The sequence below is a fragment of the Pseudomonas sp. NBB genome, assembly GCF_032701105.1.
Lineage (GTDB): Bacteria > Pseudomonadota > Gammaproteobacteria > Pseudomonadales > Pseudomonadaceae > Aquipseudomonas > Aquipseudomonas asiatica.
The window spans coordinates 2,485,482-2,497,791 of record NZ_CP103994.1; the positions used below are offsets into that span (position 1 = coordinate 2,485,482).

Below are 12,310 nucleotides of genomic sequence, written 5' to 3' on the forward strand. Positions count from 1 at the left end.
TGTAGGAGCGGGTTTACCCGCGAACACCGGCGTAGCCGGTGCCATGCACCGCGTCGCCTTCTTCGCGGGTGAACCCGCTCCCACACGGACCGTGTTCCTTCAACGGGTTCGGCGAAAGGTCCGATGGGAGACAGCTGCCGCTCAGCGCGGCTTGCGCAGCGCCGCATGCTGGGGGTTGAAGGTGAGGATCGCCAGCAGGGTGAACAGCACGGTCAGCCCCAGGCATACCGCCAGCGCCAGCGGGTTGAAGCGCTCATACAAGGCAAAGCGCACCAGCTCCACGGCATGGGTGAACGGGTTCACTGCACACAGCCAGTACAGCCACTGGCTGGCCTCGCGCATCTTCCACAACGGGTACAGCGCCGAGGACAGGAAGAACAGCGGGAATATCACGAAGTTCATCACCCCGGCAAAGTTCTCCAGCTGACGAATCGCATTCGATAGCAACAGGCCCAGGGCGCTGAGCATCAGCGCCACCAGCAACAACGCTGGCAGCGCCAGCAACAGGCCCGCAGCCGGTGGCTGCACACCATACAACCAGGCGATGGCAAGGAAGGCGTACACCTGCAGCAGGGAGATCAACGAGGTCGCCAGCAGCTTGCTGCCGAGCAGGAAGGGCCGCGGCAACGGGCTGGTCAGCAACACGCGCATGCTGCCCATCTCCCGGTCATAGACCATCGACAGCGAGCCCTGCATGCCGTTGAACAGCAGGATCATGCAGGCAAGGCCCGGAATGATGTACACCTCGTAGGGGATGTAGGTGTCGTAGGGCTCGATGATCGCAATGCCCAGGGCCGCGCGAAAGCCGGCGGCGAACACCAGCAGCCACAGCAGCGGGCGCACCAGGGCGCTGAGAAAACGGGTGCGTTGCAGGACGAAACGCAGGCATTCGCGCAGGAGAATGCCGTTGAAGCACTGCCAGTAAGCGTTCATCGGGCATTGGCTCCTGTGGGGGCGCTGGTCAGGCGGGCAAAGGCATGGTCGAGGTCACCGCCGTGCTCCAGGCTCAGGGCATCGGCCGTGCCGCTGGCCACCAGGCGCCCTTGATGCAGGATCAGCAGGTCATCGCTGGGCTGCACTTCGTCCAGCAGATGGGTGGTCCACAGCACACTGAGGCGCTGCTCGCGGCACAGCAGCCGCAGGTGCTGGTTGAGCGCCAGGCGGCTGGCCGGGTCGAGGCCGACGCTGGCCTCGTCGAGCAACAGCAAACGCGGCTCATGCAGCAGCGCGCGGGCAATCTCCACCCGGCGCCGATGGCCGATGTTCAGCGCCCGGACCGGTTCGCGCCGCCGCTCATCGAGGCCCTGGCGGGCCAACTCGGCATCGACCCGAACATTGCCCTGGCGCCGCGACAGGCCGTGCAGCGAGGCGTGGTAGCGCAGGTTCTGCTCCACGCTCAGGTCCAGGTCGAGGGTGCTTTGCTGGAACACCACGCCCAGCTGGCGCAAGGCCGGGCGTGTGGCGTTGCGCAGCGAGCAGCCGCACACGCGGATGTCGCCATGCTGCAGGTCGTACAAGCGGGTGAGCAGGGCGATCAAGGTCGACTTGCCGGCGCCATTGGGGCCCAGCAAGGCGGCAAAGCGCCCGGGTGCCAGGCTGAAGCCGACTTGCCTGAGCGCCTCGCGCTGGCCGTAGGCAAAGCTCACGTCACTGACTTCGAGTGTATTCATGGCGTCACCACCACGCCCCAGGGGTAGCGGCCGACCTTCACCGACTTGAGCACCTTGAGGTTTTTTGCATCGATCACCGAAACGTCGCCACTGACCCCGTTGGTGGCCAGCAAATGGCTCTGGTCCGGGGTGAACGCCAATTGCCAGACCCGCCGGCCCACCAGCAGGTAGTCGAGTACTTCGTAGGTCTTGGCATCGACCACCGCCACATGGTTGGCCGGGCCCAGGGCGACGAACGCGTACTTGCCATCGGCGCTGAGCTTGATGCCTACCGGCTGGACCTTGTCCGGGTGCACGCCCTTGATCTGGAAGTTCAGGGTTTTCAGCACCTGGCGGCTGGCCACGTCGAGGATGGTCACCGTGCCGCCGATTTCTGCCGAGGCCCACAGCCGCGAGCCGTCCTGGCTGAACTCGACGAAGCGCGGCCGCTGGTCCACCGGGGTGCTGTCCGCCAGTGTCTGGGTGCTGGTGTCGATCCAGTGCAGCATGTTGGTGGTTTCGCTGGTGTTGACCGCCCATTTGCCATCCGGGCTCACCGCCATGCCTTCGGGCTCGATGCCGACGTCGATTTGCCCGAGCACCTTGTCGGTCTGGGTATCGATTACCGTCACCAGCGCGTCGTCCTCGTTGGACACGTACAACCAGCGGTCGTTGGGGTGCAGGGCGAACTGCTCGGGGTCCTTGCCGGAGGGCAGTTCCTTGATGATCTTGCGGGTAGCCACATCCATCACTTGCACCCGGTCCGAATCGCTGGCGCAGATGTACAGCAGCGTGTTGTCGTGGGACAGCAGCAGGCCGCGCGGGCGCTGGCCCACTGGCAGGGTCTCGGTGACTTGCAGGGTCTGCATGTCGATCAGGCTGAGGCTGTTGTCCTTCTCGTTCGATACCCAGGCGGTGGCGGCCACGGCGTGCCCGCTGGCAAGGGCCAGGGCGCCGGACAGCAGGCTGGGGTAAAGCAGTGCCCGGTGAAAAGGGGAGCGACGCATGGCGAAATCCTTTTTTGTTGTGGTTATCGGGTCAGGGGTAGCCGCAGGTCACTTCGGGCCTGTCGTAGCCCAGGCTGTCCATTTCGTTGAACGGGTGCAGGAAGCCCTCCTGCGGTGAGGTACTGACCAGGGCCCGCGGCTGCACCAGCGGGATCGGCTGGCGCAGCTCGCCGTTCCACGGGCGGTAGCTGAGCTTGCGGCCCTTGAAGCCGTCCAGCGGCAACTGCTCGCTGAGCAGCAGTTGCTGCAGGGCGCGGGGCTCGGCCTGGCGCAGTTTGCTCACTGCGCTGGCGACGCTGCGCACGGCCATCCAGGCGGCGAAGTCGCGGTCGTTCATCCAGCGCCCGGCCTGGGCTTCGAAGCGCTTTTGCAACTGCGCCGCGCCGAAGGTTTCAACGGTCTTGTGCCAGCCGGTGGGGGTCAGGCCCTGGGTGCCGGCTACCGGCCGCGGATACCAGGTCTGGTAGGGCAGGTACTCGCCGAAGTCGCCGCGTTCGTCGGCCACCAGCACCACGTCGTACTCGGCGGTTTGGGTGAACAGCGGCATGTCGGCCTGGGCGCTGCGGCGCTGGTCGTTGTCGAATGTCCAGGCTTTCTCCGCGACCAGCTGCATGCCGAAGCGCTTCATGGCGCGGCGCAGGGCCGCCGCATAGGCCCGGTCATCGTCGGTCTGGCCGACGACCAACAGCGCCCGTTGCCATTTGCGCATTACCAGGAACTGCGCCAGGGCATCGGCCAGCATGGCGCGGCTGGGCAGGCTGTGCAGCACATTGCCCAGGCACTGGCTGCTGCGCAGGCTGTCGTCCGGGCTGCCGGCGTTGAACAGCAGGCTGTCGGGCAGGGCGGCAGATAGCGCGCGCAGGCTGGCGGCGGGGGCATTTACCACGAACAGCCGCAGGCCCTGGTCATGCTGGGCCTTGGCAGCCTGCAGCAGGGCTTCGGGGCTTTCGACCGTGGCATTGGCCAGGTGGAATTCCTGTTTGAGAAAACGCCCGCTGCTGTTGCTGTCGACAATCGCCAGTTCGGCGCCCTGCAGCCCGGCATCGGTGGGTTCGGGAATGATGTTGGACAGCAGCGGGCCGGGAGCGGGGCGATAGCCGAGATAGCCGATGCGCACTTGCAACGGTTCCCCGCCCGGGGCCTGCGCGGCGGGTGCCGGGCTTGCAGAAAACGTCGCGGCCAGGGCCAGCAGGCAGGTCATGGCAAGGTGGGCAGGCAGGCGCATAAGGCAACTCCACGGCAGATGGCGCCAGCATAGGAAGCGCGCCGGGAGGGGGGAATATGCAGAAAGTAGCGCTCGCCCGGTACCAAGGTAGTAATTCACCACATGGGCGCGGGTTTTACGATGGCCGCAGCAACCCCGAGGAGAACTGCCCATGCGCCTTGTCAACCTTTCGGCCCTGTGGCGGATCAACCTCTGGGTCACTTGTTGCTTCGCGATGTTGACGCTGGCCTGTGCCGTGGTGCTGTTGCGCCAGGCGGTGGCTGACGTGGAGCGGGAGCTGCAGTCGGCGCAAGCCGTGGTGGCATACCTCGGCGACACTGCCGAGCGCGACCCGCAGAGCCTGCAACCACGGCTGACGCAAAGCCTGCGCCATGTGCGGGTGCACTGGCTGGCGGCGGATGAACCTGCGCGGCTGCCGCAAGCAACCGGCCTGGATGCCTGGTTGGGCCGCCAACTGCTTGGGCAGCGCCACGACAGCAGCCGGCTGCTGGAGCTGGGGGATGGTCGCCGGGTAATGATCGCCGTGGATGCACGAGATGAAATCGACGAGGTGCGTGACTCCCTGCAGCAGTTGTTGGTCTTGTGCGGCCTTGCGTTGCTGCTGAGCTTGTTGACCATCCGTTGGGCGGTGCGGCGGGGCATGGGCTTGCTGGACGATCTGCTGCAGGCCTTGCGCCAGGTCTCGGGTGGGCAATTGACCGCACGCCTGCGCGAGGCCGGCCTGCCGGAGGCGCGCCAATTGGCGGAGCACTTCAACCGCATGACCGCGTCTCTGGAGCAGGCCCGCTGCGACAATACCCAACTTACCCAGGCCCTGCTGGCGGTGCAGGAGCAGGAACGCACCCAGTTGGCGCAGACCCTGCACGACGACCTCGGGCAATACCTGGCGGGTATTCGGGCCCAGCTCTGCCTGCTGCGCATGGTCGCCGACCAGCCAACCGCGGTGGCGCAGACGACACGCACCCTGGAGCTCGATTGTGAACGCCTGCAGCAAGGTTTCCGCGCCCTGGTACATGACCTGTACCCGCTGGCGTTGCAGCACATGCCGCTGGCCGAAGCCTTCGGCCTGCTGGTGAGCCAATGGCAGGCCAGCCAGGGTATCGATTGCCGCCTGCGGGTAGGCGAGCATTTGCCGGCACTACCCGGGCCGAGTCGCACGCATTTGTATCGTTTGCTGCAGGAGGCGTTGACCAACGTCGCCCGTCACGCCGGCGCAAGCCAGGTGCGGGTGCGCCTGCAACGCAGCGCCAAGGGCTTGCGCCTGCTGGTTCGCGACAACGGTTGCGGTGCCAGCCAGCCCCAGCGCCCCGGGGTAGGCCTGCACTCGATGGCCGAGCGCGCCCGCAGCCTGGGCGGTGAACTGCGCATCCTCAGCCGACCGGGTGCCGGCTGGGCGCTGGCCCTGAACATTCCCATGGAGGTGTGATGAATATCGTGTTGGTCGATGACCACGCCGTGGTCCGCCAGGGCTATGCCAGCCTGCTGCGAGCGGTGCTGCCGAAGGTACAGGTGCGTGAGGCTGCCAGTGGCGAAGAGGCGCTGGCGCGGGTTCAGGAACAGGTGCCCAACCTGGTGATCATGGACTTTGGCCTGCCAGGCATCAGCGGGCTGGAAACCACCCGGCGCCTGCGTCAGCGCCTGCCGCAGTTGCGGGTGCTGTTCTTCAGCATGCATGACGAACTGCCGCTGGTGCGCCAGGCGCTGGATGCTGGTGCCTCAGGATACCTGACCAAGAACTCGGCGCCCGAAGTGCTGATCGAGGCGGTGCAGCGGGTGTTGGCCGGGCATGCCTATATCGAACAGCCCTTGGCCACCCAGTTGGCCTGCACGTCACAGCAGAATGCCAGCGACCCGCGCCTGCAGCGCATGACCCAGCGTGAGCTGGAAATCTTCGTGATGCTGGCCAAGGGCACCCCGGTGCGAGGGATTGCCGAGCAGTTGTGCATCAGTGCCAAGACCGTGTCCAACCACCTGACCTTGCTCAAGAGCAAGTTGCAGGTCAGCTCCCATGCGGAGCTGGTGCATCTGGGGATTGATCTGGGGGTGGTGCGGGTGGCGGGGTGAGGTTTCTTTGAAGGCCAACATATGACTGATGGATTTAGCAGTGACTCTGTGGGAGCGGGTTCACCCGCGAATGAGGCGGCTCGGTATATGGCACCGGCTTCGCCGGTGTTCGCGGGTGAACCCGCTCCCACAGGGGAACAATGTGCCCAAGCACGCTTTGCTCAATTGTCCCAGGTCTCGGGGCACCCCTTGCACCCCTCCATGTTGGCCTCTTGAAAATTCCCGTAATGCTGCCGCGCCCCGCGCAAGTCGGCGCGGGCCAGGTTGCTCTGGCCAAACTTGGCCTCCTGCAGGTTGGCATCGCCAAGGTCGGCCCCTTGCAGATCAGCCTTGCTCAGCCAGGCCATTTCCAGGTCCGCCGCGCGCAGGTTGGCCTGCTGCATCTTCGCCCCTGACAACCTTGCGAACTGCAGGTAGGCCGCGCTGAGGTCGGCCTTGGCAAATTGCGCACCCTGGGCAAACAGGCCCCAGCCCTGAATCGCAACGAGCCGGCTTTGGCTCAGGTCGGCCAGGCGCAGGTTGCTCTGCTGCAGGCTGGCGCGGGTCAGGTTGGCGCCTTGCAGGTTGGCCTTTTCCAGGTTGGCCAGGTCCAGCCGGGCATGGCGCAGGTCGGCATCGCGCAGGTCGGCGCCGGCCAGGTTCATCTTGCGCAGGTCCTGGTTGGCCAGGTTGGCGCCCCGCAGGTCGGCCCCCGGGCACTGGCTGGCTTCGGCAATCACGCAGCCGTTGATGGTCAGGGGGGTATCGTTGCCAGCGTCGTCGGCATTCTCGGCCATGGCAGGCGTCAGCACGATCAACAAGGCAAGTGGCAGGTAGTTCATGGCGAAAGGCTCTTGGCAGGAGAAAGGCAGAAGCGGGGAGGGGCGCAGGCCCGCTCCCCGCTGCAAGTCAACGCTGTGCAGTCTTGTTGTCCCAGCTTGGGATCTTGAACACCCAGAACGAACCACCCTGGGCCACCGGCTTGGTCAGTTCGGCCATGTCGCCGCCCCACAGCGGTACCGCGCCGCCGTAGCCCACGGTCACGCCGATGTACTGCTCGCCGTCCTGTTCCCAGGTGATCGGCGGCGAGACGATGCCGCTGCCGGTCTGGAACTTCCACAGCTCCTTGCCCGTCTTGGCGTCGAAGGCCTTGAAGAAGCCGTCGCCGGTGCCGGTGAACACCAGGTTGCCCTTGGTCGCCAGCACGCCGGCCCACAGCGGCAGGTGCTCCTTGTGCTCCCAAACCAGCTTGCCGGTGGTCGGGTCCATGGCGCGCAGGGTGCCGACGTGGTCGTCGTACATGCGCTTGATGCGGAAGCCCATGCCCAGGTAGGCCGAGCCCTTCTTGTAGTTCACTTCCTCGGTCCAGTACTCCTCCTTCCACTGGTTGCCGGGGATGTAGAACAGGCCGGTGTCCTGGCTGTAGGCCATGGGGTTCCAGTTCTTGCCGCCAAGGAAGGGTGGCGAGACCTCCACCGGCTTGCCCTTGGTTTCTCCCGGCAGCGGTTTGGCCGGGCGCTGCCCAGGGTTTTCCACCGGGCGCCCGGTCTTGAGGTCGATGTGGCTGGCCCAGGTGATGTTGTCGACGAAGGGGAAAGCGTTCTGCAGTTTGCCGTTGCTGCGGTCCACCACGTAGAAGAAGCCGTTGCGGTCGGCGTGGCCGGTGGCCTTGACCAGCTTGCCGTCCTTGCCCTTGTAGTCGAACAGCACCAGCTCGTTGTTGCCGGAGAAATCCCAGGCATCGTTGGGCGTGTGCTGGTAGAACCACTTCACTTCACCGGTGCTCGGGTCGACGCCGACCTGCCCTGAGGTATACAGGCTGTCGAAGTCATGCGGGTTGCCGTCCTTCGAGGTGCGCGCCCAGGTGTTCCAGGGGCCAGGGTTGCCGGCGCCGACAATGATGGTGTTGGTCTCGGGGTCGAAGCTGGCGCTTTGCCAAGGCGCGCCGCCGCCGTGGCTCCAGGCTTCGACCTTGCCGGTTTCGGTAGTGGGGTCGTCCGGCCAGGACGGCGCCTTGACGTCACCGGTCGGCGTGCTGTCCTTGCCGTTCAGGCGGCCCATGTGGCCCTCGACGAAGGGCCGCATCCACACCTCTTCACCGGTGTCCGGGTCGCGGGCGAACAGTTGGCCGACCACGCCGAATTCATCGCCGGAGCTGCCGTGGATCAGCAGTACCTTGCCGCTGGTCTTGTCCTTGATCAGCACCGGGGCACCGGTCATGGTGTAGCCGGCGGCGTGGTCGCCGAACTTCTTGTTCCACACCACTTTGCCGGTGCGCTTGTCGAGGGCGATGACCCGCGCGTCGAGGGTGCCGAAGTAGATCTTGTCGCCGTAGATCGCCGCGCCGCGGTTGACCACATCGCAGCAGGGGCGAATGTTGTCCGGCAGGCGGTGGTTGTAGGTCCACAGGCGTTTGCCGGTTTTCGCATCGAGGGCGAACACCCGCGAATATGAGCCGGTAACGTAGACCACACCGTCGCTGACGATGGCCTGGGATTCCTGGCCGCGTTGTTTCTCGTCGCCGAAGGAATAGGACCACGCCGGGGTCAGCTTGAACACGTTCTTGTCATTGACCTGGGCCAATGGGCTCCAGCGCTGGGCGTTGGTACCCATGCCGTACTGCAGCACATCCTGGGTGGTCAGGTGGTCGTTGGCGATGTCTTCCCACGTCACGTTCTTGCTGGCAGGTGCCGCAGGGGTGGTGGCTGCCGTGGCCACGCTGCCCAGGGCCAGGCTACCGGCCAGCAGCAAGGCCCGCACGCTCAGGGCCAGAGGGGAAAGGGCGGGTAGCGTTCTTGTTGTCATGGTTGCAGTTCCCAGTGGAGGTTTTGGCCTGCACAGGGTGGGACGGGGCGGGCCTTGCGGGATACGGAAAAAATCCCGCCCTTGCCGGGAATAGTTCCCACGGGGCACCTCATTTGGCCCTTCGCCACAAGCCCTACTACCAAGGGAGTAAGGCGCGGCCACCAAAGCAGCATTCGGCCGCCTGCGGGCTGTTTCTAAGATGGCGACACGGCCTCTGTGGTTGAGGCCTTGCGTGCAATCGTGAGGGCATAAAAATGACAACAAAACGCAACGTCTTGCTGGCTGCCGGGCTGCTTGCCAGTGCAGTGCTGACCGGCACTGCCTGGGCACATGGCAATGTGGTGCCCCAGGCCGTGGAAACCAAGGGCCTGACCCCGATCAAGGACGCTGGCGTAACCCTGGACGGCGATGGCTGGGCAGCGGTCAACCCGTACCGCAGCTCTCCCGAGCACGACAAGGCCGTGGAGATCGGTGCCTCGGCCTACAACCAGAACTGCGCCGCCTGCCATGGCCTGGAGGCCAAGTCGGGGGGCATCGCCCCGGATCTGCGCATGCTCGATGCCGGCGAGGCCGGGGATGAGTGGTTCGTCGAGCGGGTACGCCACGGTGCGGTCCGCGACGGCCGGGTGTACATGCCGAAAATGGCCGACTACCTGAGCCAGGAGGCCCTGTGGGCGGTGCGCACCTACCTGGACAGCGTGCACGTCGAGGAATGACGGCCATGCGTCTGTTGGCGGTGCTGTTCAGTGGCTTGCTGCTGTGCTGCGCGGCGGCGCAGGCGCAGGTGCGCAACTACGACGCGATCATCGCCGCCGGCGAATTGAAGGTGGCTGTGTACAAGGACTTTGCGCCCTACAGTTTCGAGGACCACGGCCAGCCGCGAGGTGTCGACGTGGAGCTGGCGCAGGCCCTGGCCACGGCGTTGGGGGTGCGCTTGCAGCTGATCTGGGCGCCACCCGGGGAAAAGCTCGACGACGATCTGCGCGACTACATCTGGCGCGGCAGCCCGTTGCGCCACCAGCAACTGGCCGACCTGATGATGCGGGTGCCATACGACCATGCCTATGCGCAGCGACGCAACGAGGTAGGCGAGCTGGAAAACGCCCAGGTGGTCATGTTCGGCCCTTATCAGGAGGAGCGCTGGCAGGTCGCCTATGATCGCCGCCGCCTGCCCTCGGTGGCCAGTGTCGCGGTGTTCCAGCAGCACCCGATCGGGGTCGAGGTGGACAGCGTACCGTCGTTCTATCTGACTTCTGTGTTCAACGGCATGCTCAGTGCCAGGACCCATCACTACCCCAATGTGCAGCAAGCTTTCGGCGCCATGCAGGCCGGCCAGGTGGACGCGGTGATGGCGATGCGCGGCGAAGTTGACTGGCAACTGCATCAAGCCGCCGACCCGCAGCTGGCCCTGGCGGAAAACGCCTACCCGAACCTTGGCAAGCAGGCCTGGGAGATCGGCATGGCGGTGCATGAAAGCAACCGGCAGCTGGCCTATGCGGTGGAGGAAGCGCTTGAGACGCTGATTCGTGATGGGCGGATGAAGGCGATTTATGCCAGTTATGGCCTGCGTTACCAGGTGCCGGAGATGTATCAGTAACAGGCTTCGCAGGCTTGTGAGTTTGTAAAAGCAACACATACCCCTGTGGGAGCGGGTTCACCCGCGAAGAATGCGACGCGGTATATGGCACCGGCCTCGCCGGTGTTCGCGGGTGAACCCGCTCCCACAAGGACCGTGCACTGTCAGCCAGGTTTGCGTTGATCAAAAGGAGTGGGCGATGAACTGGCGAGCGACTTTCCTGCTGGCCTGCTGGGTGCTCTGGGCCGCACAAGCCCTGGCCAGCGAGCCAGGTAGCCAAAAGGACCCGGTGCCGTCGGTGATGTGGGACTTCTACCACAAGCAGCTGCTGGGCCAGGCCGCATTCGTGTTCGATGATCGGGTCAAGCTGCTGGCGCCACCCTTTGCCGAGGACGCACGCCAGGTGCCGTTGGAGATCGACGCTCGGGCGTTCAGCGGCCAGGTGGTGCGGATCATCGCCTGGGCCGAACTCAACCCGCTGCCGCGTATCGTCGACTTCCAGCCTGGCGAGCGCGTGCTGCCCTGGTTGTCGATCCGCATCCGCGTCGAACAGGCCACACCGCTGCGTGCCGCGGTGCTGACCCGCGACGGCCTGTGGCATGTCGGCTCGACCCTGATCGATGCTGCCGGCGGCGGTTGTACCGCGCCCAGCGTGGTACGCACTCAGCCCGGCTGGGAGGAACACCTTGGCGAAGTCCTGGGCGGACGCTACCCGCGCGGCGACAGCAGCCGCTTGCGCCTGCAGGTGGCTCACCCCATGGACAACGGCCTGGTCAGCGGCATTCCCGAATTCTTCCTCAACCATGCCGAGTTGCAAGGCGCGGACGGCCAGCGCCTGGCCAGCCTGGAACTGTACCCGGCGGTCAGCGAAAACCCCAACCTGGGCTTCGACATCCAGGGCTCCGGGCCGACCCGGCTGTTGTTGCAGGACAACAGCGGCAACCAGTTCGAGGCGGCAGTGCCCTGAACGCGTTGCCGACTCCATCCCTGACCAGAGGCGCCCGTCATGCGTTGCATTCTGCTGTTGCTACTGTGCCTGGGCCTGCCGGCCTGGGCAGACCTGGACTATCGGCTCAAGCCCCGGCAGATCGCCGAAGGCACCTGGCTGCTGGAGGGCAGCACCGACAATTTCGCCAAGGATAACGGCGGCAATATCGTCAACACCGCGTTCATCGTCACCGACAGCGGGGTGGTGGTGATCGACAGCGGGCCGTCGAAACGCTACGGCGAAGCCTTGCGCCAGGCCATTGCCGCCACCACCGACAAGCCGGTAGTCGAAGTGCTGCTGACCCATCATCACCCCGACCATGTGCTGGGCAACCAGGCCTTTGCCGATGTGCCCATCGGCGCCCTGGCCGGTACCGGCGAGCTGTTGCGCCAGCAGGGGGAGGCCATGGCCGAGAACATGTACCGCCTGGTTGGCGACTGGATGCGCGGTACCGAGGTGGTGCTGCCGACCCGCGTGCTGGAGCCAGGTATTCACGAGGTGGGTGGGCACCGCCTGCGGCTGCTGGCGCTGGGCGGGCACACCGGTGCCGACCTGGCGATTCTGGATGAAAGCACCGGTGTGCTGTTCGCCGGCGACCTGGTGTTCTACGAGCGCGCATTGACCACGCCCAACAGCCCGGGGCTGGAGGTGTGGCTGAAGGACCTGGACACCTTGCAAGCGCTGCCCTGGAAGCAGCTGGTGCCTGGTCATGGCCCGCTCGCCAGCGATGCCCGGCCGTTTGCCCAGATGCGTGATTACCTGGGCTGGCTGGACGGACTGATGCGCGACGGCGCGGCGCGTGGCGATGACATGGCCGAGATGATCCGCAGCCCCATACCCGAACGGTTTGCTGCTATCAGCCTGACCCGTTACGAGCTGATTCGCAGTGTCAGCCACTTGTACCCCCGTTACGAACGCCAGCAGCTGCGGCGTGTCGACGCCAAGCCCCCAATCTGAGGGTGTAACGCGGCCCCCTGTGGGACCGCGCAAGTTCACTGCTACCAAGGAACTAGAAAA

12 protein-coding genes are annotated in these 12,310 nt (G+C 65.4%); 6 read left to right on the plus strand and 6 right to left on the minus strand.

Annotation, left to right across the window (positions count from 1 at the left end; translation table 11 throughout):
* Positions 1-141: 141 nt before the first annotated feature.
* From NY023_RS11540 to NY023_RS11555, 4 genes are read right to left on the minus strand one after another with little or no spacing between them, the layout of a single operon-like run.
* Complete coding sequence (locus NY023_RS11540; RefSeq protein ID WP_013972167.1) at positions 142-933, minus strand: ABC transporter permease; 792 nt, start codon at positions 931-933, stop codon at positions 142-144.
* Positions 930-1,670, minus strand: coding sequence for an ABC transporter ATP-binding protein (locus tag NY023_RS11545; RefSeq protein ID WP_013972168.1), 741 nt, complete (start codon positions 1,668-1,670; stop codon positions 930-932). Before NY023_RS11545 ends, NY023_RS11540 begins: the two co-directional genes overlap by 4 nt.
* Complete coding sequence (locus tag NY023_RS11550; RefSeq protein WP_013972169.1) at positions 1,667-2,656, minus strand: YVTN family beta-propeller repeat protein; 990 nt, start codon at positions 2,654-2,656, stop codon at positions 1,667-1,669. The genes NY023_RS11545 and NY023_RS11550 overlap by 4 nt, the downstream gene beginning before the upstream one ends.
* Before the next feature lie 31 nt (positions 2,657-2,687).
* Complete coding sequence (locus NY023_RS11555; RefSeq protein WP_013972170.1) at positions 2,688-3,881, minus strand: ABC transporter substrate-binding protein; 1,194 nt, start codon at positions 3,879-3,881, stop codon at positions 2,688-2,690.
* Positions 3,882-4,032: 151 nt separating this feature from the next.
* Between NY023_RS11555 and NY023_RS11560 the strand changes: the two genes are divergently transcribed.
* On the plus strand, positions 4,033-5,307 hold the full coding sequence (locus tag NY023_RS11560; RefSeq protein ID WP_015270048.1) for a histidine kinase: 1,275 nt from the start codon (positions 4,033-4,035) through the stop codon (positions 5,305-5,307).
* A complete protein-coding gene (locus NY023_RS11565) occupies positions 5,307-5,945 on the plus strand; it encodes a response regulator transcription factor (protein ID WP_003257635.1) in 639 nt (212 codons plus the stop codon). The genes NY023_RS11560 and NY023_RS11565 overlap by 1 nt, the downstream gene beginning before the upstream one ends.
* Positions 5,946-6,106: 161 nt before the next feature.
* Here NY023_RS11565 and NY023_RS11570 read toward each other — a convergent pair whose 3' ends face one another.
* Together NY023_RS11570 and exaA are read right to left on the minus strand one after the other, a co-directional pair.
* Positions 6,107-6,766, minus strand: a complete 660-nt coding sequence (locus tag NY023_RS11570; RefSeq protein WP_013972173.1) for a pentapeptide repeat-containing protein — start codon at positions 6,764-6,766, stop codon at positions 6,107-6,109.
* Positions 6,767-6,833: 67 nt separating this feature from the next.
* Positions 6,834-8,729, minus strand: coding sequence for a quinoprotein ethanol dehydrogenase (exaA, locus tag NY023_RS11575; RefSeq protein ID WP_013972174.1), 1,896 nt, complete (start codon positions 8,727-8,729; stop codon positions 6,834-6,836).
* A gap of 254 nt (positions 8,730-8,983) precedes the next feature.
* Here exaA and pedF point away from each other — a divergent pair, with 254 nt between their 5' ends.
* The 4 genes from pedF to NY023_RS11595 all read left to right on the plus strand — a co-directional run bounded on the left by pedF (position 8,984) and on the right by NY023_RS11595 (position 12,250).
* Entirely contained in the window at positions 8,984-9,445 is a 462-nt protein-coding gene (pedF, locus tag NY023_RS11580; RefSeq protein ID WP_013972175.1) for a cytochrome c-550 PedF, read from the plus strand.
* Positions 9,446-9,450: 5 nt separating this feature from the next.
* Positions 9,451-10,326 carry a substrate-binding periplasmic protein gene (locus NY023_RS11585; RefSeq protein ID WP_015270051.1) on the plus strand — a complete coding sequence of 292 codons (876 nt, stop codon included), beginning with the start codon at positions 9,451-9,453 and terminating at the stop codon, positions 10,324-10,326.
* Between the two features lie 178 nt (positions 10,327-10,504).
* Positions 10,505-11,272, plus strand: coding sequence for a quinoprotein dehydrogenase-associated SoxYZ-like carrier (locus NY023_RS11590; protein ID WP_024086833.1), 768 nt, complete (start codon positions 10,505-10,507; stop codon positions 11,270-11,272).
* Positions 11,273-11,311: 39 nt separating this feature from the next.
* Complete coding sequence (locus NY023_RS11595) at positions 11,312-12,250, plus strand: quinoprotein relay system zinc metallohydrolase 1 (protein WP_013972178.1); 939 nt, start codon at positions 11,312-11,314, stop codon at positions 12,248-12,250.
* The last annotated feature ends 60 nt before the right edge of the window (positions 12,251-12,310 follow it).

Excerpts from the sequence above, each read along its gene's own strand:
- NY023_RS11540 (WP_013972167.1), bottom strand. The coding sequence starts at position 933 with ATGAACGCTTACTGGCAGTGCTTCAACGGCATTCTCCTGCGCGAATGC.
- NY023_RS11545 (WP_013972168.1), bottom strand. The coding sequence starts at position 1,670 with ATGAATACACTCGAAGTCAGTGACGTGAGCTTTGCCTACGGCCAGCGC.
- NY023_RS11550 (WP_013972169.1), bottom strand. The coding sequence starts at position 2,656 with ATGCGTCGCTCCCCTTTTCACCGGGCACTGCTTTACCCCAGCCTGCTG.
- NY023_RS11555 (WP_013972170.1), bottom strand. The coding sequence starts at position 3,881 with ATGCGCCTGCCTGCCCACCTTGCCATGACCTGCCTGCTGGCCCTGGCC.
- NY023_RS11560 (WP_015270048.1), top strand. The coding sequence starts at position 4,033 with ATGCGCCTTGTCAACCTTTCGGCCCTGTGGCGGATCAACCTCTGGGTC.
- NY023_RS11565 (WP_003257635.1), top strand. The coding sequence starts at position 5,307 with ATGAATATCGTGTTGGTCGATGACCACGCCGTGGTCCGCCAGGGCTAT.
- NY023_RS11570 (WP_013972173.1), bottom strand. The coding sequence starts at position 6,766 with ATGAACTACCTGCCACTTGCCTTGTTGATCGTGCTGACGCCTGCCATG.
- exaA (WP_013972174.1), bottom strand. The coding sequence starts at position 8,729 with ATGACAACAAGAACGCTACCCGCCCTTTCCCCTCTGGCCCTGAGCGTG.
- pedF (WP_013972175.1), top strand. The coding sequence starts at position 8,984 with ATGACAACAAAACGCAACGTCTTGCTGGCTGCCGGGCTGCTTGCCAGT.
- NY023_RS11585 (WP_015270051.1), top strand. The coding sequence starts at position 9,451 with ATGCGTCTGTTGGCGGTGCTGTTCAGTGGCTTGCTGCTGTGCTGCGCG.
- NY023_RS11590 (WP_024086833.1), top strand. The coding sequence starts at position 10,505 with ATGAACTGGCGAGCGACTTTCCTGCTGGCCTGCTGGGTGCTCTGGGCC.
- NY023_RS11595 (WP_013972178.1), top strand. The coding sequence starts at position 11,312 with ATGCGTTGCATTCTGCTGTTGCTACTGTGCCTGGGCCTGCCGGCCTGG.